Source organism: Geobacillus sp. LEMMY01, assembly GCF_002042905.1.
Lineage (GTDB): Bacteria > Bacillota > Bacilli > Bacillales > Anoxybacillaceae > Geobacillus > Geobacillus proteiniphilus.
This window is the reverse complement of sequence record NZ_MVKA01000029.1, coordinates 42,888-61,706: the sequence shown is the minus strand read 5'-3', so window position 1 is coordinate 61,706 and position 18,819 is coordinate 42,888. Positions and strand designations below refer to the sequence as shown.

Sequence of the window (18,819 nt, the reverse complement as noted above, 5' to 3'; positions counted from 1 at the left end):
CGGATGGTKAAAGTCAAACAAAAAATCTCTGGAACGTTTCGTCAGGAAGACGATGCCGAGGCTTTCTGTGTCATCCGCAGCGTCGTTTCCACCCTGCAAAAACACGGAAAGCCGGTGTGGGAATCGTTGCAAAGACTTCTAAGCGGAGAGCCTCTTCAAACGATTCTCCATTCCTCCTAGGGCATTTTCGATACTGGGAATGCCCTATTGGTGCTGGATTCTGAAAATCTCGCTAGTACTGGGCTGAATAGATACATTTGAAGGTGGAGATTCCTGCGAACACCAGTGTATTCACCAGTTTTTTAGCAGGCGCTGCCCGTCGTTCCAACTCTTATACGTTGAACAAGCCACACTACCTGCTTCCGCTTGGTTATCGCCTTTTGGTGAGCGTGGGGGGATCGAACGTTGAAGATTTTACGTGACAGACAAATTTCCTGTCACAACCCCCTATCTTCAGTTTTCACAGAACAACGTACAAGAACAGGATAGCACGTTTGTTCGGGGGGATTCAACGATTTAGGCTAGACATCCCGACATTCATCTCCCACTTAGTTTTTGGGTTGCGCCCTGCACAAAATGGAAGTGGGAGCCTTCTGTCGGGAAATAATAAAAACGAGGTAGAAAAATGGTGATGGATCGATTGTACGAACAGATTGCCGCGGCGCCGGGCGGGCGGGTGTCGTACGCCGATTACATGCAGATGGCTCTTTACGACGAACGATTCGGCTACTATATGCGAGAGCGGGCGAAAATCGGCAAGGAAGGCGATTTTTTTACGAACAGCTCATTCGCGCCGGTGTTTGGCAAAGCGCTTGCTTCGCTTTGGGTTCGGATGGTGGAACACAGCGGCCTGCCGCCGGCTGTTTGCGAGTGGGGGGGCGGAGACGGAAGATTGGCGCTTTCGGTATTGGAAGAATGGAAGGAAAAAAGTCCGCATACATACGACCGCTTGTCGTATACGATCATCGACCAAAGCCCGTTCCACCGCCGGCGCCAGCGCGAAACGCTTCAACCCGTCGCCGAGAAGGTGGAGCAATATGACGATGTCTCTCGCTGGTTGGCCGAGCGTGGGCCGTTTTCCGGCATTGTGTTTAGCAACGAATTTTTTGATGCGTTTCCCGTTCACGTCATTGTAAAGGAAGGCGGCGTTTTGCACGAATGTTTTGTCGCCGCTCGCGATGGCCGGCTCGTTGAAGAAAAGGCGCCGCTTTGCCGTCCCGCTATTGTCCGCTATTTAAATGAGCGCGGATTGGATCTTGCTGAAGGGCAAAGGCTTGAGGTGCCTCTCGCGATGAAGGCGTTTTGGCTCGATGTTGGGCCGCTGTTTCATCAGGCGGTGATGGTGACGATCGACTATGGCTATACGGACGAACAGTTGCGCGCCCCGGCGCGGCGGCATGGAAGCTTGCGCGGATATTTCCGCCATCAGCTTGTTGCCGACCCGCTTCGCCATCCGGGGGAGATGGACTTGACGAGCCATGTACAATGGGATGCGCTTCGCTTGTACGCCCGTCAGGCCGGGTGGGAGGAAGTGGCGTTCGTTCGCCAAGATCGGTTTTTGCTCGCGGCCGGCCTTTTGCACGAATGGAACGTTTCAGAAGGCGGCGATTTCTTTTCGCCGGCAAACCGCCAAAACCGAATGATCCGCGCGCTGATCGCCGACGATGGCGTCAGCCGCTTTTTTGACGTGCTTATTTTGCAGAAAGGAATGAGTCTCCCCGCGCGAGACTTTTGGCCAGCGCCCGAGTTTTTGCCGGTCGATTAACTGCTTCCTTCGCCTATCTGCAATGGAGAAAAGGGGTTCCGGTCAAAGCGACAAAAAAACAGGCAGGAGGTTCTGCCTGTTTTTTATTCACCCATGCCGGGCACCATCATAAAAGTTGTCCAATACGTAAACGCCGCGAAGAAAATCGTCAAATACGCCCCGAAAATGTAAATGTACATTCTCTCGGTCAGCTTTAAAAAGCCGAGGAACAGGAAAAACACCGTTTGGCCAAAGAAGATGAGCGACGTCGTATGCATATGGCCAAGGTAAAACATGACAGCAAAAATGCCGGTCCAAAAGGCGAGCACGCGGAACATGCGGTCCATTATGTATCCCTCCTTTGTTTGTGCAAACCATTGGTCCTTACTTATTATAATGTACAATGATTGGGAATGTAAATAACGCTTTCGGACAAGTGGTAAGAAATGATGCCAATGCCGGCCGTTGCTTGCTCCAGACAAAAAAGAAGGAAGGAGGGACGCTGTCACGGACGGATGACGATGCGGTAGGCGCAGCGGTGGCTGCCTTCCATCATATTTTCCGTTTCCGTTACTTCAGCACCGGCAAACAGCGTCTCGACCATTCCCTCCAAAAAGGCGTGGTGCATGCCGCAAACGGTATCAGGTGCTTGCGCGGCGATTTCTTTGAACGGGCAGTTGAAAATATCGAGGTATAGCACTCCTTTTTCTTCATCATAGTGCAATTGCGGCAAAAATCCAGCCGCTTCGGCCGCCTCTTCCATTATGGCGATTTTGTCCGCCATGGTGAGCGCGCTCGCTGTGCCGTTATGCGGCAAACGGCTGGCGATGAGCTCACGGCCGAACCGCTTTCCTGTTTCACGCAACGCCTCGCTTCCAATGGGACCGAGTTTGGCCATCGTTTGAATGGCGATGCGGGCGAGGAGTTGATAATCGCGGAACGGAAAATACAGCCCGATCACTTCGTCGGACAGGCGGTACAGCCGGCTCGGCCGTCCGCCTTTTCCCGTTTTTTGCGTATCCGATACGACCATGCGAACGTCTTCAAGCTTCGTTAAGTGCAAGCGGGCAACGTTTGGATGGATATGGAATTTTTCTGCGATTTCTTGAACAGAAACTTCGCGATGCACTTTTGCCATGTATTCATAAATATGAAATCTAGTCGGGTCAGACAATACGCTTGTGATTTTCAGTGTTTGTTCCATTGTTTTCCCTCCTAAATGAATCATTGATATGGTTATTATAATGAAATCGTTCAAAGCCAGGAATGATTTTTGTCACTATTGGCAGTGAGTGGACTGACATTCAAAAAAATTTCACAAAAAGCTGCGCCAAAAGCAGGATAACGACTCATGCTCGTCGAAATACAAAGCAGTCTGTCGAAAGGAGGGAATATGTGCTGAACGAGATCGAACAAACGGCAAACCGCCTTCTCGCCGAAGCGGTGCAGCGCCGCGCCTCGGATCTTCACCTCGTTCCGCGCCGCCGCGATGCCGCCGTTCGTCTTCGGCTTGATGGCATGCTTGTCGACGTTGGCGTGCTTCCGAAAGAAACGGCGGAACGTCTCATCGCCCACTTTAAATTTTTAGCCGGCATGGACATCGGGGAACGACGCCGTCCGCAAAGCGGCGCCATGGAAGTGGCTGAGTTTGGGGAAACGGTGTATTTGCGTTTATCGACATTGCCGACGCTCTACGATGAAAGCCTCGTCATTCGCCTTCTGCCGCAGCGCCTCTCGCTGCCGCTTCGCGAACTATCCTTATTCTTCCGCTCCACCGCACGATTATTTTCCTTCATGCAGCATCCGCAAGGGCTCGTGCTGTTGACCGGCCCGACGGGGTCGGGAAAAACGACGACCCTGTACACCCTTCTTGATCTTTGCCAAGCTGAAAGGCAACGCAACATCATCACGCTTGAAGATCCGATCGAAAAACAGAACGAACGATTGTTGCAAGTGCAAATCAATGAAAAAGCAGGCATCACGTACGCCGCCGGGTTAAAAGCGGCGTTGCGCCATGACCCGGATGTGTTGATGGTCGGCGAGATCCGCGATCATGACACGGCGGCCATTGCCATCCGTTCAGCGTTGAGCGGCCATTTGGTCGTCTCGACCATGCACGCCGCCGATGCAGTCGGCGCCGTCTACCGGCTGCATGAATTCGGCATTCCGCTCGGCGATTTGGCCGAGACGCTGCTTGCCGTCTCTGCCCAGCGGCTTGTCGAGCTTTGCTGCCCGCTGTGCGGCGACGATTGCCATCCATCGTGCGGCCGTCTTGGGCGACGCCGGCGCACGGCTGTTTATGAGTTGCTTTGCGGTTCAGCGCTGGAGGACGTTATTCGTTCCCTCTCCAATGGGAGAGGGAAGCCAAAGCGCTCTTATATGACGCTGGCTCGCTTGATCCGCAAGGGGATTGCGCTCGGCTACCTGCCCGTCCGCATGCTTGAGCTCGTCGGAGGGGGAGAAAGATGAAACGCAAAATGTGGCCGCTCGCTGAACAGGCGTTGTTTTTCACCCGGCTCGGCCGGTTGCTCGAGCGCGGTTACCCCCTTGGGCAAGCGCTTGAGTTTTTGGCCATCCAGGCTCCAACACACCGCCGGCTGGAAGTGGAACGCTGTCTGCAGCAGCTGCGCGCCGGGCTGCCGCTGTTTGCGGCTGTCGAAGCGCTGTCGGTCGACCGCATGGCGGTTAACCTTCTCTTTTTTGCCGAACGGCATGGCGATTTACCGCGCGGCATGGCAGAGACAGGGGAAGCGCTGGCGCAAAAAGCGCGCTTCCACGAGCAGCTGCGCCGCTTCAGCCGCTATCCGCTGTTCCTTCTTTCTTTGCTCATCATCATGCTCGTCTTGATGGAATGGTGGCTGCTGCCGCAGTTTGAACGGGCGGCGGCGGCGTTTTCCCCACAACGCGGGCACACCGCTTGGCTGCTTGCGGTGATCGCCCATGCCCCTATGGCGATGGCGGCCATCGCCGTCTTGGCGGTGTTCTCCGGGCTGTTTTACGCTGCTTGTTTCCGCCGTTGGCCGGTCTCCCGAAAACTTCAATTCGTTTTGCGAATTCCAGGGCTTGCTTCGTTTCTGAGACTGTTCCTCACCTGCCTGACCGCCCGCCAGCTCGGGCGCCTGCTGCAGGCCGGATTGTCGGTTTATGATGCGCTCGGCGTGTTCAGCGAGCCGTCGTCCTGGCCGTTTTTGCAAATGGAAGGCCGGCGCCTTCGCGACGGGTTGATGAAAGGGATGACGCTTGACGGATTAATCGGCGCCGCCCGCTATTACGAACAAGAGCTGGCGCTTGTCATCCGCCACGGCCAGTCGAACGGCGAACTTGGCAAAGAACTTGAACATTACAGCGAGTTTTTGCTGCAGGTGATGGAACAACGAATCGAGTCGGTCTTAAAACGAATGCAGCCGCTTTTGTTGGCGGTCGTTGGCGCGTTTGTCGTCGGCATGTATTTGGCGATTTTGCTGCCGATGTTTTCGATGTTGAATGAACTGTAAATCTCTTCTGTATAACAAGGATGGGACGGCTCTGCAGGAACAAGATGGCCATTCTTGATGTGTTGGCTCCTTGAGAGAGGGGCGCGCCCCTCTTCCCAAGGCCCAATCTATGAACAGATTTGATGCTCAAGAAACAAATCGAACTTAGGCGCTCTTTCTGAAATTTCGTATGCGAGGAGGAGTGACAATGAATCAAAAAGGATTCACATTGATCGAAATGTTGATCGTGATGATGGTGATTTCTGTTCTGCTGCTGATTGCAATTCCAAATATTACAAAGCACAACAGCATGATCAATTCGAAAGGATGCGAGGCGTTTTTGAACACCGTGCAAGCGCAGGTGAAAGCGTATGAGATGGAGCATAACAAAATTCCGACGGTGCAGGAATTGCTCGCTGGCCGCTATATTAAATCGGATAAATGCCCGAACGGTCATGCGATCCAAATCAGCACGAACGGCGATGTGAGTGAAAGTGGCTCGTAACGGCGGGTTTACGCTGCTTGAGATGCTGATCGTTTTCTCGGTGGTGCTGGTGCTTGCCGCGCTGGCTGTTCCGATGCTTGGCGGCGCTGTGCGCCATCAGGAGGAGGCGTATATGCTGGCTGTGCTGCGTGCGGATTTGTATGGCGCGCAGCAGCATGCCATCGCCCGGCGGGTGAATGTAGCGGTTTTTTTTACCGACGGCGGCGCTGGGTACAAGGCGATTGATGCATCGAGCGGCCGGCAGGTTGTCGCTCGTTCGCTCCCTTCTCCGTGGCGGTTTCAGCTCGGCACGCTGCGCAATCCGCTCATCTTTACCGACAACGGCAACATTGAACGGGCTGGAACCATTTGGATACGGGGCGGCCAAATGACTTATAAAGTCACCTTTTTGCTGGGGAAAGGGCGATTTTATGTACAAAAAATGTAGCGGCGGATTTTTGCTCGTTGAAGCATTGTTCGCTTTGGCGCTGCTATGGACGACAGCGGCCGTTCTTCTTCCACTGTTGATGCAAATGGCGCATGAGCGCAACAGCCTCGTTCTCGAGGAGAAAGCGCGCCGGCTGTTGGCCATCGCGTTGTATGAGGAGCCGCTTGCCGGAGAAACCATGATCGCCGACGGGCGCACGGTATTTCGACTGCAAGCGAGCGATGAAGGGGGACGAATGTGGAAAGTATGCGTGCGTTGGAACGATTACGCCGGCCGCGAGATGGAGCGGTGCGGGTATGGCAAGCGGTAGCGGCAAAAGAAAACGGGTTTACGATGATCGAAGCGCTGTTGGCGCTGGCGGCTGCGATGGCGGTGGCGGCGGCCGTTCCGGCGCTGTTGTCCGTCCGCTTGCTGGCTCCGGAGCCGACGGACGCGTTTTCCCGATTGGAATGGCGGCTGTTTTTGCAACAGCTGCAAATCGAGCTGAATGAAACGAGGCAGTGGTCGGCAGGCGACCATGTCCTCTATTTGCAAAAATGGAGCGGTGAGACGGTCAGTTTTTCTGTTGTTGCGTCAAGAGCCGAACTGATCCGCCAGGTGGACGGCGCTGGCAATGAAACGGCGCTCCGTCATGTGCGCGCTGTTTCGTACCGCGCCGGCGCCCGCGGGATATTTTTGCAAGTGACGGCTGATGACGGCACCGTTTGCGAGGCGTTTGTGGCGCGGGCGTTTTAGCGGGCGGCTTGTACGGTGAGACCCCCTTGACCGCCGCTTCCCCCTTTTAGACTGGAAAAACGAGGGGAAGGAGAAATGGGTCGACAAGATGGCGTTATTTTTCCGATTGTGGCTGTCGTTTCTTTGTTGCTTGTCTTTTCTGTCACGCATGTCTTGCTCCTCTATGAAGCGGAACGACAGGCGGCTTATGCGGCCCGGCAGGCAGCCGAGGCGGACGAGCTTGTGCAGATGGCCGTGTTTGACGTAAAAGAACGCATCGCATCAGCCGATCCGTCGACCGCGGGAGAGGCTGGGGAATGGACCTATCCGCGCGGAAGGGCCGCCTACCGGTGGGTGCGGGAAGATGCAGCGCACGTTCGGGTTTCTTTGTCCATCCGTTCGGCCTCTGGGCTGAGGCGCGCTGTCATGTTTACTGTCACGCTTCCGGCGCTTCATATTGTCGAATGGAGCGAGCAAAACGATTAAAAGAGGAAAGAAGCGGAAAAACTAAAAGAAAAAAGGGGGGATTTGATGGCGGTCAACGATTATGTCAAGTTTGTCACCCAACAGTTTGTCGCCTACATGGACTTGCCGAAAGAGGAGCGGAGGCAGCGGCGTCAGGTGCGGAAACAAGAGCAGCTTCCGCTTTCATACCGCTTGTTTGGCATGGTGCCGCTTTCGCTTCGCTTGCTGTTTCGGCGCCGCCCGTAGCAGCCGCCCGCTGGCCTAGGCCGGCGGGCGGTTTTCGTGCCGACGGAAGGGAGTTCGTCGGTTTGAGCGCTCCGAGCCGGATGGGCCGATCCCGGGGTTGATTCACGATGAGCGGGGCAGCAAATAAAACAGTCCGCCGTTGATGACGGAAACGGTGATGCGCGGCTTGTACTGCTTTTCCAACGCTTCCTTCTCAATATAATAGCACTCCGGCTTTTCTTCGCAGTCTTTGTAAAATTCATCAAGCAACGCCAAATCGTCGGCCCAGCGTCGGCGCGCCTCATCCGCCCACGCGTGGTTGTCGGCGGCGATGCGGCTGCGTATGTATTGCTCGAGACGGCCGATGCCGCTTCTCGGTTTAATGAGCGGGGATATGGTGAAACAGTAATCAGGGATTTTCGGCGTCAGCCGTCGCTCGCGCATCCGCTCATGAAACGACTCGATGATCGTTCCGCTAATGAGGTGAAGGCCAAGGGAGACGATTTCATCTTTTTTTCGGTCGCATTCGTACGAAATCGTGACGTTCATGCCGAGCCATGGATGGAGGGCGGCGTTGCCGTCCAAAGGCGCGCTTGGCTCCTCATACAGGCGGATGAAGCTGCCGCGTTTTTGCGCTGAGCGGAACAGCTGGTGCAGCCGGGGAGCGCCGAAATGGAGGCGCTCGCCTTTGAGTTTGTCCGTCCGTTCGCTCGCGCGGGTGATGAGCGTCAGTTGCATCGGCTGCGGGACGCCGCCTGTCCGTTCGATATAATGCCAGTAAAACGGCCGGTTCATCAGCTCTTTGTCCATTTCTGCCGTCAGTTGCACGGTGAGGTAATCGTCGCTTGCTTCCACAAACGTGCAGCCGTTGGCCGCAAAATAGCGTTCGACAAAGCGGCGGATTTCATGTTGTTGCATGCCGCTCTCCTCCTTCCTTTCCGAGCTGCTCCGCCAGCTCGATCATCGCGACGATGTTTTCCATTTTGATTTTCATCTCCCCTTCGCTCCGTGAATGAACGAAGGCGTCTTCGAAGTAGCGCTCCAGGTTGGCGAGGTTCATTTTCGCCAAAATGTCGTCCAGCTCGCCGACGACCCGTTCAAACAGGCGGATTTTTTCGTACAGAAGCGTTAAAATATGTTCTTCGACCGTCTGTTTGACAGCGAAGTTATAAATGTAGACGTCATCGGTCTGCCCGAGCCGGTGGACGCGGCCGATCCGCTGCTCAAGGCGCATCGGGTTCCACGGCAAGTCGTAGTTGATGACATAGCGGCAAAACTGCAAGTTGATGCCCTCGCCGCCCGCCTCGGTGGCGATGAACACTTGGGCGTGGTGTTTAAACAGTTCCTGCATCCAGTCTTTTTTGCCGCGCCGGAAGCCGCCGCGAAACGGAACGGACGAGATGCCGTGCTGCTTTAAAAACCATTGCAAATAAAACTGCGTCGCCCGGTATTCCGTGAAAATAATGACTTTGTCATTAATGGAACGGATGAGCTCGAGCGCTTTTTCCGCCTTCGAGTTCGTCGTGACGGCGTTGATTTTTTCCAATACGCGCTCAAGCGGCTCTGGAACCGCCCCGTCGCATTTGTCGATCATGTTTTTGATCGTGAGAAACAGCGCCTCGCGGCTGCTGCACGCCTCGCGAAGAAGCGTGATGAGCGAAAACGAGCCGGCGAACGATTCGCGGCGGAGCGCCTTGACCGCTTCATACAGTTCCCGTTCCTCATTCGTAAACTCGATCAGCACCGGTTCAACGTGGCGCTTCGCCCATTCGATCGGCGTGTCGGCGCGGCGGTTGCGGATCATCACTTTGTTGACGAGCGCTTTTAAATGGTCGTTCGTCTGTATGGCCCGCGTTTTTCCGTACGTTTTGGCAAACTGTTCCGCGCTGCCTAAATGGCCGGGTTTCAACAGCGAGACGAGGTTGAAAATTTCTTCGATCCGGTTTTGGATCGGCGTCGCCGTCAGTAGCAAACAAAACTTCTTTTTTAAATTTTGCACAAACTCGTAGTTTTTCGTTTTGTTATTTTTCAGTTTGTGCGCCTCGTCGATGATGATCATGTCGTACGACTGCCCGTAGATGATGTCACGGTGCGGCGGTTTTTTCGCCGTGTCGATCGATGAAACGACGATATCGCACTGCTCCCAGACGTAGCTCTTTTTCTGCTGGACGGCCGGGATGAAAAATTTTTCGTTCAACTCTCTCACCCATTGCGAAACAAGGGAGGCGGGAACGAGAATGAGCGCTTTTTTCACAAGGCCGCGAATCATATATTCTTTTAAGACGAGCCCGGCCTCGATCGTTTTTCCAAGCCCGACTTCATCCGCCAAAATGGCTTTGCCGTTCATCTCCTCGACGACGCGGCGCGCCACTTCAATCTGGTGCGGAAGGATCGTCAAGTGGGGCAAATGTTTCGGCGCCTGCAAGCCATTAAATTCTGGGACGCTTAAATGATGGGCGGCCTCAAGCGCCAGTTCGTACATTTCCCAGCTCGCCCACGGACCGTCTTTTTCGACGCGTGCCAAAAATTCCTCCTTCCATGTTTCATCCATTTCAAGGTCAATGTTCATGGCGATCCCCTTCCCTTGTTGCGAATGTTTATATAGATTACATTTGGTATGTTGGGTAAAACAAGAACATTATTATGACTAATTACCATGAAAGTTCGATTATTTCCTATTGCCCTTTGGCTGCAGTTGATGGTAGTATAAATTTAGAACATTCGCATGACTCATTGATGAGGGCGTTTGTTAGTATGCCCGTTTTGAAAACAATTTATCGATGGGCGGATGACGGCAAGGGGAGAGACTACGGAATGTAGCGCCGAAGGAGCAAGCGGAAAACGCGAATCTCTCAGGCAAAAAGACTCTTGCTTGACGCAGCTCTGGAGAGCGCCTGCGTTCACGCAGGCCACCCAAGAGGAAACCGATCGGCCCCACGGACCGCGAACGGACGCGCCAAACGGCCGGCGGGAAACTTTCAGGTGCCAGGACAGAGCCCCCTTACTTGTTGATAGGGGGAGTCTGTCCTTTTTTGTGTGATGTGGATCAAAGGAGGGAATCAGATGCTAAAGCGCACGCCCCTATTCTCGGTGTACGCCCGTTGCGGCGCCAAAACGATTGAATTTGGCGGCTGGGAGATGCCGGTGCAGTTTTCCAGCATCAAGGAAGAACATGAGGCCGTAAGAACGCGCGCCGGGCTGTTTGACGTCTCCCATATGGGGGAAATTGTCGTCCGCGGCCGCGGGAGTCTTGCGTTTTTGCAAAAACTAATGACCAATGACGTCGCCAAACTGCGGCCCGGCCGGGCGCAATATACGCTCATGTGCTATGAGGACGGCGGCACAGTCGATGATTTGCTCATTTATCAAAAAGCGGACGACGACTATTTGCTTGTCGTCAACGCCGCGAATACGGAAAAAGACTTCGCCTGGCTAAGCGAGCATGTTGAGGGCGACGTCGAGCTCAAGGATGTATCGGCCGAAACGGCTCAGCTTGCCTTGCAAGGACCGGCGGCAGAGCGCGTTTTGCAGCGATTGACGGATTTTGATTTGGCGGCGTTGCGCCCGTTTTCGTTCGCCGACGGCGTCGAAGTCTCGGGCGTGAAGGCGCTCGTTTCGCGTACCGGCTACACGGGCGAAGACGGGTTTGAACTATATTGCCAAGCAAAAGATGCCGTTGCGCTATGGGATGCCATCATCGCGGCCGGAGCTCGTGACGGCGTCCTCCCATGCGGGTTGGGGGCGCGCGATACGCTCCGCTTTGAAGCGTGTCTGCCGCTTTACGGCCAAGAGCTGTCCGACTCGATTTCACCGGTTGAAGCCGGACTCGGTTTTGCCGTCAAAACGGAAAAAGAGCCGTCGTTTATCGGCCAAGCTGTGTTGAAACGGCAAAAAGAGGAGGGGCCGCCGCGCCGGCTCGTCGGCATCGAAATGATCGACAGAGGCATTCCGCGCCACGGATACCTTGTATTTGCCGACGGCGAAGAGGTCGGTTTCGTCACGACCGGCACACAGTCGCCGACGCTGAAGAAAAACATCGGCTTGGCCTTGGTGGAAGCGGATGTGGCCGCCATCGGCCGGGAGGTGGAGGTGGACATCCGCGGCAAACGGCTGAAAGCGAACATCGTGCCGATTCCGTTTTACAAGCGGGCCAAGTGACGATTCCAAAGCGACAAGGAAAGGGGAAAAGCGCTGTGCTCCATCGTTATTTGCCGATGACGGAAGAAGATAAACAGGAGATGTTGAAGACGATCGGCGTCGCCTCGATTGACGACTTGTTTGCCGATATTCCAGAACAAGTCCGCTTCCGCGGCGAGCTGAAGGTGAAACCGGCCAAATCGGAGCCGGAGCTGTGGAAAGAGCTTGCGGCCTTAGCGGAAAAAAACGCCAACGTAAAACAATACGTTTCCTTTTTAGGAGCCGGGGTGTACGACCATTACATTCCAGCGGTTGTGGATCATGTCTTGTCGCGCTCTGAATTTTATACGGCATATACGCCGTATCAACCGGAAATTTCCCAAGGCGAGCTGCAGGCGATTTTTGAGTTTCAGACGATGGTGTGCGAACTGACCGGCATGGATGTCGCCAACTCGTCGATGTACGACGGCGGCACGGCGCTGGCCGAAGCGGTGCTCCTTAGCGCCGCGCATACGAAGCGGAAGAAAGTGCTCATCTCGACCGCCGTTCATCCGCAATATCGGGAAGTCGTGCGCACGTACGCCAAAGGACAGAAGCTCGAAGTGAAAGAAATTCCGTATGACGGCGGCGTCACCGATCTTAAGGCGCTTGATGCGGAAATGGGGGATGATGTGGCGTGCGTTGTCGTCCAATACCCGAACTTTTTTGGTCAAATCGAGCCGCTGAAAGCGATCGCGCCGCTTGCGCATGAAAAGAAAAGCTTGTTTGTCGTCGCCAGCAACCCATTGGCGCTTGGCGTGCTGACTCCACCCGGGGCGTTTGGCGCCGACATTGTGGTCGGCGACATGCAGCCATTTGGCATTCCGACGCAGTTTGGCGGCCCGCATTGCGGCTATTTCGCTGTCAAAGCGCCGCTCATGCGCAAAATTCCAGGCCGTCTTGTCGGGCAGACGACCGATGAGGACGGGCGCCGCGGGTTTGTCTTGACGCTTCAAGCGCGCGAACAGCACATCCGCCGCGATAAGGCGACATCCAACATTTGCTCCAACCAAGCGTTAAACGCCTTGGCCGCTTCCGTTGCGCTGTCGGCGCTTGGCAAGCGGGGCGTGAAAGAAATGGCGGCGATGAATATTCAAAAAGCGCATTATGCGAAGGTGGAACTTGAAAAGCGCGGACTGTCGTCGCCGTTTGCCGGTCCGTTTTTCAACGAGTTCGTCATCCGGCTCGGACGGCCGGTTTCTGATGTGAACGATCGCCTGCTCGAAAAAGGGATCATCGGCGGCTATGACCTTGGGGCTGACTATCCGGAGCTTGCCGGTCATATGCTTGTTGCTGTCACCGAACTGCGGACAAAAGAAGAAATCGATCGGTTTGTCAATGAATTGGGGGATGGCCATGCGTAACGATCAACCGCTTATTTTCGAACGAAGCAAGCCGGGGCGCATCGCCTACAGCCTGCCGGCGCTTGATGTTCCGTCTGTTGATGTCAGCGAACTCATTCCAGACGATTACTTGCGCACAGAGGAGCCGGAGCTGCCGGAAGTATCGGAGCTTGACTTAATGCGCCATTATACGGCGCTGTCGAAACGAAACCACGGCGTTGATTCCGGGTTTTACCCGCTTGGGTCGTGCACGATGAAATACAATCCGAAAATCAATGAGAACGTCGCCCGCCTCGCCGGGTTTGCCTACATTCATCCGCTTCAGCCAGAGAAAACGGTCCAAGGGGCGCTTGAACTCATGTACGATTTGCAGGAGCACTTAAAAGAAATCACGGGCATGGATGCGGTCACCTTGCAACCGGCGGCCGGCGCCCACGGCGAATGGACGGGGCTGATGATGATCCGCGCTTACCATGAAGCAAACGGCGACTTCAACCGGACGAAAGTGATCGTCCCGGATTCAGCGCACGGCACGAACCCGGCGTCGGCAACGGTCGCGGGTTTTGAGACGGTTACTGTCCGCTCAACGGCTGACGGGCTTGTCGATTTGGATGACTTAAAACGCGTCGTCGGTCCGGATACAGCAGCGCTTATGCTTACGAACCCGAACACACTCGGGCTGTTTGAAGAGCATATTGTCGAAATGGCCGAAATCGTCCACAAAGCCGGCGGCAAGCTGTATTATGACGGCGCGAATTTCAACGCGATTCTTGGCAAGGCGCGCCCGGGCGACATGGGTTTTGACGTCGTCCATTTGAACTTGCACAAAACGTTCACCGGCCCGCACGGCGGCGGAGGCCCAGGCTCCGGCCCGGTCGGGGTGAAAGCCGACCTCATTCCGTTTTTGCCGAAGCCGGTCATCGAAAAAGGGGAAAACGGTTATTACCTTGATGATGACCGTCCGCAATCGATCGGCCGCGTCAAGCCGTTTTACGGCAATTTCGGCATCAACGTCCGGGCGTACACGTACATCCGCTCGATGGGGCCGGACGGCTTAAAAGCGGTGAGCGAATATGCGGTGTTAAACGCCAACTATATGATGCGCCGGCTTGCTGAGTATTACGATTTGCCGTATGACCGCCATTGCAAGCACGAGTTCGTTCTCTCCGGCCGCCGGCAAAAGAAGCTTGGCGTCAGAACGCTCGACATCGCCAAGCGGCTGCTTGATTTCGGGTTCCATCCGCCGACGATTTACTTCCCGCTCATCGTCGAAGAATGCATGATGATCGAGCCGACGGAGACGGAGTCGAAAGAGACGCTCGACGCGTTTATTGACGCCATGATCCAAATCGCCAAAGAGGCGGAGGAAAATCCGGAAATCGTTCAAGAAGCGCCGCATACGACCGTTGTGAAGCGACTTGATGAAACGACCGCAGCGCGCAAGCCGATTTTGCGCTACCAAAAACCGAAACATAGCAATAACTGACGTTTGAGCATTGATGAGCGCTCGCTCCCTAACGGAGCGGGCCGTTTCTTTGTACGACGGATGAGTCATTGACAGAAATGTCGAATTAGTTTATTATATAAACTAAGATCAAGAAAGAAAAAGCATGTGTCCATATGGAGAAGTTAGCCTTAACAGTCGGTGCACGGGCGCCCGACGGCTTGGGCGAAAAAGCTGATGGTCAAGAGTCGAACACGGCAGGAATCGATGGATACAGCAACCGCCATAATAGCGAGGCGCCCCTGCCCTTTCGCAAGACACATTCGATCAATCAAATGAAAAGGATGACAGAGACGTGCGGACAGGAAATATTTCCCTTGTAAAAAAAATGAATAAACAGCTCGTCTTAAAATTGATTCGCGACCAGCATCCGATTTCACGCGCCGATATCGCCAAGACAACCGGATTGAACAAGGCCACTGTCTCCGCGCTTGTTGACGAACTGATCGCCGAGCATTTCGTCCATGAAAGCGGAATCGGCGAGTCAACCGGCGGGCGCCGGCCGCTCATGCTTCGTTTCAACGCCGACGCCGGCTCGCTTGTCGGCGTTGAGCTGGGGGTGAACTATTTGTATGCCGTGTTGACCAATTTAAACGCGGACATTCTTTGGGAGCAACGGCGTTCGTTCCGCCCGTCCGAAGGGCAGGAGGCGATCATCGGCGAAATGATGGAGCTCATCGAGGCGGCCATCCGCCGGGCGCCGGCGACGCCGTACGGCGTGATGGGAATCGGCATCGGCGTGCCGGGCGTCGTCCATACTGAAAGCGGGACGGTCATTTTTGCCCCGAACTTGCGTTGGGACGATGTCGCCTTGGCGGCTGTTTTGCGGCAACGGTGGCCTGAGCGTCCTGTCATTGTCGAGAATGAGGCGAAACTGGCGGCGCTTGGAGAAAAGTGGTTCGGCGCCGGCAACGAGTTCGCCCACTTTGTTTACATCAGCGCCGGCATCGGCATTGGCGCCGGCGTCGTTCTTCACCATCAGCTCTATCGGGGTGTCAGCGGTCTAGCTGGTGAAATCGGCCATCATACGATCGATGTCAACGGCATTCGCTGCAGCTGCGGCAACATCGGCTGCTGGGAAATGTATGCGTCGGAAAAATACATTGAACGCCGTTTGGCTGAAGAAGGGCGTTCCGAATGGCTCGATGACCGCTTTTCCATCGCTGCGATGGCGTTGGCGGCGGAAAGCGATGAACAGCTGGCGCGCATTTTGGAGGAAACGGGGCGCTATCTCGGCGTTGGGTTGTTGCAGGTGATTTATGCGTACAATCCAGAAGCAGTCATCATCGGCGGTCCGCTTGCCCAAGCGGGCGAGTATGTGATCGGTCCGGCGCGCCAAGAAGTGAGAAAGCGAATTCTCGTCAAAAAAGAAAGCGAGCCGTCCATCATCGCCTCCAAGCTGAAAGAGAAAAGCTGCGCCATCGGTGCGGCTGCTTCGGTGCTTGAGGCGGTCGTCCTGCCGCCGGAATTTGCGGCGGTCTAGCGCATGCGAAAAGAGGCGCCTGCCTGTTTGGGCAGAGCGCCTTTTTGGTTAACGGGCTACGCTTTTTTCTTCACTTTCCCGGTCCATGTTTTAAATCCGCCTTTTAAATGGTACAAGTCGCGGTACCCTTTTCGGTAGAGCATTTGCGCGGCCCGCCCGCTGCGCAGTCCGTTTTGGCAGTACAAATAGATCGGCTGGTCTTTGCGCAATTCTTTCATGCGCACGCGAAGCTGCGTGAGCGGGATGTTGCGAGCCCCTAAAATATGTCCAGCCGCAAACTCATCCGGTTCGCGGACGTCGACCAATTGCGCTTTTCGGTAGCCGGCGCGGAATTCTTCTTCCGTCAACGATTTGACAATTCGTCTTTGCCAAATGTATGTGATCACCGAATAAATGATGATCGCGCCGACAATGATCAGCAAAACTTCCACCCGTCATGCCTCCTTTCGCTTCGTCTGCTATTTCCTATTATATAAAGTCGCCGCCGGGAAGCAAAGAGGTTTGCGCGATGCCATTTTTCTTTCCTTCACCGGCGTTGTTTGCTAAACTAATAAAGGCGGCCAAAAGCGTCCCGCCCCTTGGCGGTGGTGGACAAGCCGCCGCAGCGTTTAGAGTATGGAACAATAGAGAAGGTGGAACGATGGCAAAAGAAGTATGGCGCTTTATCGATTCCGGCGATGGCTCGCCGTCGTTTAACATGGCGCTTGATGAAGCACTTCTCGATTGGCACAGCGAAGGCAAAATTCCGCCGACGGTCCGCTTTTACGGCTGGAATCCGCCGACGTTGTCGATTGGTTATTTTCAAAAAGTGGAGAAAGAAATTGATTTAGAGGCGGTCAAACGGCACGGCCTCGGCTTTGTCCGTCGGCCGACCGGCGGGCGCGGCGTCCTGCACGATAAAGAATTGACATACAGCGTGATCGTCTCCGAGTCGCACCCGGCAATGCCGCAGACAGTGACGGAAGCGTATCGCGTCATTTCCCAAGGCATTTTGGAAGGGTTCCGCTATCTTGGGTTGGATGCGTATTTTGCCGTGCCGAAAACGGAAGAAGAGAAGGCAGATTTGCGCAGCCCGCGCTCGGCCGTTTGCTTTGACGCGCCGTCGTGGTACGAGCTTGTCGTTGAGGGGCGGAAAATCGCCGGCAGCGCGCAAACGCGGCAAAAAGGCGTCATTTTGCAGCACGGATCGATTTTGCTTGATCTGGACGAAGAGCTGCTGTTCAGCTTGTTTAAATATCCAAACGAGCGGGTGAAAGAGCGTCTGCAGCGCGATTTTAAAAAGAAGGCAGTCGCGATCAATGAGTTGACTAGCCGCACGGTGACGATCGAGGAAGCGAAAGAGGCGTTTTACAAAGGATTTGAAAAAGGATTGAACATCGTATTGGAACCGTACACGCTCACCGCCGAAGAGCGGGCGTACGTCGAAGAGCTGGCGCGGACGAAATACGAAAGCGACGAATGGAACTTCAAGCGCTGAACAGCGACGCGGTAAATCGTTCGTTTTTCGGCAAAAACGGCGGCACTCCCCCGTTTTTCTCCGCTTTTCGCCGTGTTTTGTTTTTTTTTGCTTGACAAAATGAAATCATTTGTTCTCTTTAACAATATATAGTATGATTTTCATAAAAAATCATACTATATATTGTTTTTTTCTGTTTGATATGGTAAGGTAGAGAAGACAGGACAACTTTGCCAAAAACATGAGAGATTATATAAAAGAGGAGAGATAGGAGAATGACGGTGGCGTCATCCGAAAAAATGAAGATCAATATTGACAAGCTGAACGAGGATATCCGCCTATTTCCGCAAGTGCATCCGATTACGCCGGATATGCACATCACCCATAAAGGCGTATCCCGTTTGGTCATGCTTGACCGGTATTCGTTCAAAGATACGGAGAAGCTGACGCTCACACCGGGCGACTTCGTCGTGTTGACGATCAAGGAGGATCCGAAATTCCCGGCACGAGGGCTCGGGTTTATCGTCGACATCGATTGGGAGGCGAAAAAGGCGCGCGTGTTGATTGAAGACGAATACCGGCACGTGCTCGAAGGGGAAGAGGCGGAGACCGGCATTGTGGTTCGGTCGCTCGACATTATTGATAAGCCGCTCGAGATTTTCTATGAGCAAATCGCCAAGCGCAATGCGACTGGGCTGGCGGCGGTGGAAAAGACGGAAGAAAAGCGGAAAGAGTGGTTCGAAAAGTTTTATCAAGAGCTCGCCAGCTTGAATTTTGTTCCGGCCGGCCGCGTGTTGTACGGGGCGGGTTCGGGCAAGGAAGTGACGTATTTCAACTGCTATGTGATGCCGTTTGTGAAAGACTCGCGCGAAGGAATTTCCGAACATCGGAAGCAGGTGATGGAAATCATGAGCCGCGGCGGCGGCGTTGGGACGAACGGCTCGACATTGCGGCCGCGCCATACGCTTGCGCGCGGGGTGAACGGCAAATCGTCCGGGTCGGTCTCGTGGCTTGACGATATTGCGAAGCTGACCCACCTTGTCGAGCAAGGTGGCTCCCGTTGATGAGGCGCCAGACGGCGGGAGTAAAATCTCGCGAATTGCTGGAACACCCTAAAGCCAACTTGACCACAACGCAGCCGGCGACGGCAGACGTGACGGTTGGAAAACAAGTTGGATGCAACAATGGGCAACCAGCAGCCAAGCATCTCTGGAAACGGAGATGAAGGTTCAACGACTATTGAAACTTCCTACAGCCCTCGGTACAATGAGGATAACGAACGTTGTTTCGGGGGGAGAGGGCCA

19 protein-coding genes, 2 pseudogenes and 1 riboswitch are annotated in these 18,819 nt (G+C 54.6%); of the genes and pseudogenes, 16 read left to right on the top strand and 5 right to left on the bottom strand.

Features of this window, described 5'->3' with window-relative positions; genetic code table 11:
* Both B1A75_RS14290 and B1A75_RS14285 read left to right on the top strand, forming a co-directional pair.
* A pseudogene (locus B1A75_RS14290) lies at positions 1–180 on the top strand (IS66 family transposase); the annotation flags it as partial.
* A gap of 451 nt (positions 181–631) precedes the next feature.
* Positions 632–1,765, top strand: coding sequence for a class I SAM-dependent methyltransferase (locus tag B1A75_RS14285; RefSeq protein WP_074043525.1), 1,134 nt, complete (start codon positions 632–634; stop codon positions 1,763–1,765).
* An 83-nt stretch (positions 1,766–1,848) separates the two neighbouring features.
* Here the strand turns inward: B1A75_RS14285 and B1A75_RS14280 are convergent, their stop codons facing one another.
* On the bottom strand, positions 1,849–2,091 hold the full coding sequence (locus tag B1A75_RS14280; RefSeq protein ID WP_008879854.1) for a DUF2626 family protein: 243 nt from the start codon (positions 2,089–2,091) through the stop codon (positions 1,849–1,851).
* A gap of 158 nt (positions 2,092–2,249) precedes the next feature.
* Positions 2,250–2,948, bottom strand: coding sequence for a helix-turn-helix transcriptional regulator (locus B1A75_RS14275; RefSeq protein WP_074043501.1), 699 nt, complete (start codon positions 2,946–2,948; stop codon positions 2,250–2,252).
* Between the two features lie 191 nt (positions 2,949–3,139).
* On the opposite strand from B1A75_RS14275, the gene comGA reads away from it, so the two are divergent.
* The 8 genes from comGA to B1A75_RS14235 all read left to right on the top strand — a co-directional run bounded on the left by comGA (position 3,140) and on the right by B1A75_RS14235 (position 7,574).
* Positions 3,140–4,213 carry a competence type IV pilus ATPase ComGA gene (gene comGA / locus B1A75_RS14270; protein WP_074043500.1) on the top strand — a complete coding sequence of 358 codons (1,074 nt, stop codon included), beginning with the start codon at positions 3,140–3,142 and terminating at the stop codon, positions 4,211–4,213.
* Entirely contained in the window at positions 4,210–5,238 is a 1,029-nt protein-coding gene (gene comGB / locus B1A75_RS14265) for a competence type IV pilus assembly protein ComGB (RefSeq protein ID WP_074043499.1), read from the top strand. The genes comGA and comGB overlap by 4 nt, the downstream gene beginning before the upstream one ends.
* 187 nt (positions 5,239–5,425) lie before the next feature.
* Positions 5,426–5,722 carry a competence type IV pilus major pilin ComGC gene (gene comGC, locus B1A75_RS14260; RefSeq protein WP_015375395.1) on the top strand — a complete coding sequence of 99 codons (297 nt, stop codon included), beginning with the start codon at positions 5,426–5,428 and terminating at the stop codon, positions 5,720–5,722.
* The gene (comGD, locus tag B1A75_RS14255) at positions 5,712–6,149 is read left to right on the top strand and encodes a competence type IV pilus minor pilin ComGD (RefSeq protein ID WP_074043524.1); all 438 of its coding nucleotides are present in this window, start codon (positions 5,712–5,714) and stop codon (positions 6,147–6,149) included. The genes comGC and comGD overlap by 11 nt, the downstream gene beginning before the upstream one ends.
* Positions 6,133–6,459, top strand: coding sequence for a competence protein ComG (locus B1A75_RS14250; protein WP_074043498.1), 327 nt, complete (start codon positions 6,133–6,135; stop codon positions 6,457–6,459). The genes comGD and B1A75_RS14250 overlap by 17 nt, the downstream gene beginning before the upstream one ends.
* Positions 6,438–6,884: a competence type IV pilus minor pilin ComGF gene (gene comGF / locus B1A75_RS14245; RefSeq protein WP_074043497.1), complete on the top strand. Its 447-nt coding sequence runs from the start codon at positions 6,438–6,440 to the stop codon at positions 6,882–6,884. Before B1A75_RS14250 ends, comGF begins: the two co-directional genes overlap by 22 nt.
* A gap of 75 nt (positions 6,885–6,959) precedes the next feature.
* The gene (comGG, locus tag B1A75_RS14240) at positions 6,960–7,349 is read left to right on the top strand and encodes a competence type IV pilus minor pilin ComGG (protein ID WP_079936395.1); all 390 of its coding nucleotides are present in this window, start codon (positions 6,960–6,962) and stop codon (positions 7,347–7,349) included.
* Between the two features lie 45 nt (positions 7,350–7,394).
* Entirely contained in the window at positions 7,395–7,574 is a 180-nt protein-coding gene (locus B1A75_RS14235; RefSeq protein ID WP_011231910.1) for a YqzE family protein, read from the top strand.
* Between the two features lie 102 nt (positions 7,575–7,676).
* Here the strand turns inward: B1A75_RS14235 and B1A75_RS14230 are convergent, their stop codons facing one another.
* Positions 7,677–8,471, bottom strand: a complete 795-nt coding sequence (locus tag B1A75_RS14230; RefSeq protein WP_079936394.1) for a YqhG family protein — start codon at positions 8,469–8,471, stop codon at positions 7,677–7,679.
* Positions 8,458–10,122, bottom strand: coding sequence for a DEAD/DEAH box helicase (locus B1A75_RS14225; protein ID WP_079936393.1), 1,665 nt, complete (start codon positions 10,120–10,122; stop codon positions 8,458–8,460). The genes B1A75_RS14230 and B1A75_RS14225 overlap by 14 nt, the downstream gene beginning before the upstream one ends.
* A gap of 219 nt (positions 10,123–10,341) precedes the next feature.
* A riboswitch (glycine riboswitch) is annotated at positions 10,342–10,431 on the top strand.
* A gap of 185 nt (positions 10,432–10,616) precedes the next feature.
* Here B1A75_RS14225 and gcvT point away from each other — a divergent pair.
* From gcvT to B1A75_RS14205, 4 genes are all read left to right on the top strand, one after another.
* Positions 10,617–11,711 carry a glycine cleavage system aminomethyltransferase GcvT gene (gcvT, locus tag B1A75_RS14220; protein ID WP_074043493.1) on the top strand — a complete coding sequence of 365 codons (1,095 nt, stop codon included), beginning with the start codon at positions 10,617–10,619 and terminating at the stop codon, positions 11,709–11,711.
* A 35-nt stretch (positions 11,712–11,746) separates the two neighbouring features.
* A complete protein-coding gene (gcvPA, locus tag B1A75_RS14215; RefSeq protein WP_074043492.1) occupies positions 11,747–13,093 on the top strand; it encodes an aminomethyl-transferring glycine dehydrogenase subunit GcvPA in 1,347 nt (448 codons plus the stop codon).
* Positions 13,086–14,558 (top strand): aminomethyl-transferring glycine dehydrogenase subunit GcvPB, encoded by a 1,473-nt coding sequence (gene gcvPB / locus B1A75_RS14210; RefSeq protein WP_074043523.1) that lies wholly within the window; start codon positions 13,086–13,088, stop codon positions 14,556–14,558. The genes gcvPA and gcvPB overlap by 8 nt, the downstream gene beginning before the upstream one ends.
* Positions 14,559–14,871: 313 nt before the next feature.
* Positions 14,872–16,059, top strand: a complete 1,188-nt coding sequence (locus B1A75_RS14205) for an ROK family transcriptional regulator (protein WP_079936392.1) — start codon at positions 14,872–14,874, stop codon at positions 16,057–16,059.
* Positions 16,060–16,115: 56 nt separating this feature from the next.
* On the opposite strand, the gene B1A75_RS14200 is transcribed toward B1A75_RS14205, so the two are convergent.
* Entirely contained in the window at positions 16,116–16,490 is a 375-nt protein-coding gene (locus B1A75_RS14200) for a rhodanese-like domain-containing protein (protein WP_068894988.1), read from the bottom strand.
* A 209-nt stretch (positions 16,491–16,699) separates the two neighbouring features.
* Here B1A75_RS14200 and B1A75_RS14195 point away from each other — a divergent pair, with 209 nt between their 5' ends.
* Positions 16,700–17,536: a lipoate--protein ligase family protein gene (locus B1A75_RS14195; RefSeq protein ID WP_066230505.1), complete on the top strand. Its 837-nt coding sequence runs from the start codon at positions 16,700–16,702 to the stop codon at positions 17,534–17,536.
* A 254-nt stretch (positions 17,537–17,790) separates the two neighbouring features.
* A pseudogene (locus B1A75_RS14190) lies at positions 17,791–18,576 on the top strand (ribonucleotide reductase N-terminal alpha domain-containing protein); the annotation flags it as partial.
* Positions 18,577–18,819 lie beyond the last annotated feature (243 nt).

Bases quoted from the DNA above. Each gene is read 5' to 3' on its own strand.
- B1A75_RS14195 (WP_066230505.1), top strand. From the start codon at position 16,700: ATGGCAAAAGAAGTATGGCGCTTTATCGATTCCGGCGATGGCTCGCCG.
- comGB (WP_074043499.1), top strand. From the start codon at position 4,210: ATGAAACGCAAAATGTGGCCGCTCGCTGAACAGGCGTTGTTTTTCACC.
- B1A75_RS14235 (WP_011231910.1), top strand. From the start codon at position 7,395: ATGGCGGTCAACGATTATGTCAAGTTTGTCACCCAACAGTTTGTCGCC.
- B1A75_RS14285 (WP_074043525.1), top strand. From the start codon at position 632: ATGGATCGATTGTACGAACAGATTGCCGCGGCGCCGGGCGGGCGGGTG.
- B1A75_RS14230 (WP_079936394.1), bottom strand. From the start codon at position 8,471: ATGCAACAACATGAAATCCGCCGCTTTGTCGAACGCTATTTTGCGGCC.
- gcvT (WP_074043493.1), top strand. From the start codon at position 10,617: ATGCTAAAGCGCACGCCCCTATTCTCGGTGTACGCCCGTTGCGGCGCC.
- comGG (WP_079936395.1), top strand. From the start codon at position 6,960: ATGGGTCGACAAGATGGCGTTATTTTTCCGATTGTGGCTGTCGTTTCT.
- gcvPB (WP_074043523.1), top strand. From the start codon at position 13,086: ATGCGTAACGATCAACCGCTTATTTTCGAACGAAGCAAGCCGGGGCGC.
- comGC (WP_015375395.1), top strand. From the start codon at position 5,426: ATGAATCAAAAAGGATTCACATTGATCGAAATGTTGATCGTGATGATG.
- B1A75_RS14275 (WP_074043501.1), bottom strand. From the start codon at position 2,948: ATGGAACAAACACTGAAAATCACAAGCGTATTGTCTGACCCGACTAGA.
- B1A75_RS14225 (WP_079936393.1), bottom strand. From the start codon at position 10,122: ATGAACATTGACCTTGAAATGGATGAAACATGGAAGGAGGAATTTTTG.
- B1A75_RS14280 (WP_008879854.1), bottom strand. From the start codon at position 2,091: ATGGACCGCATGTTCCGCGTGCTCGCCTTTTGGACCGGCATTTTTGCT.
- B1A75_RS14250 (WP_074043498.1), top strand. From the start codon at position 6,133: ATGTACAAAAAATGTAGCGGCGGATTTTTGCTCGTTGAAGCATTGTTC.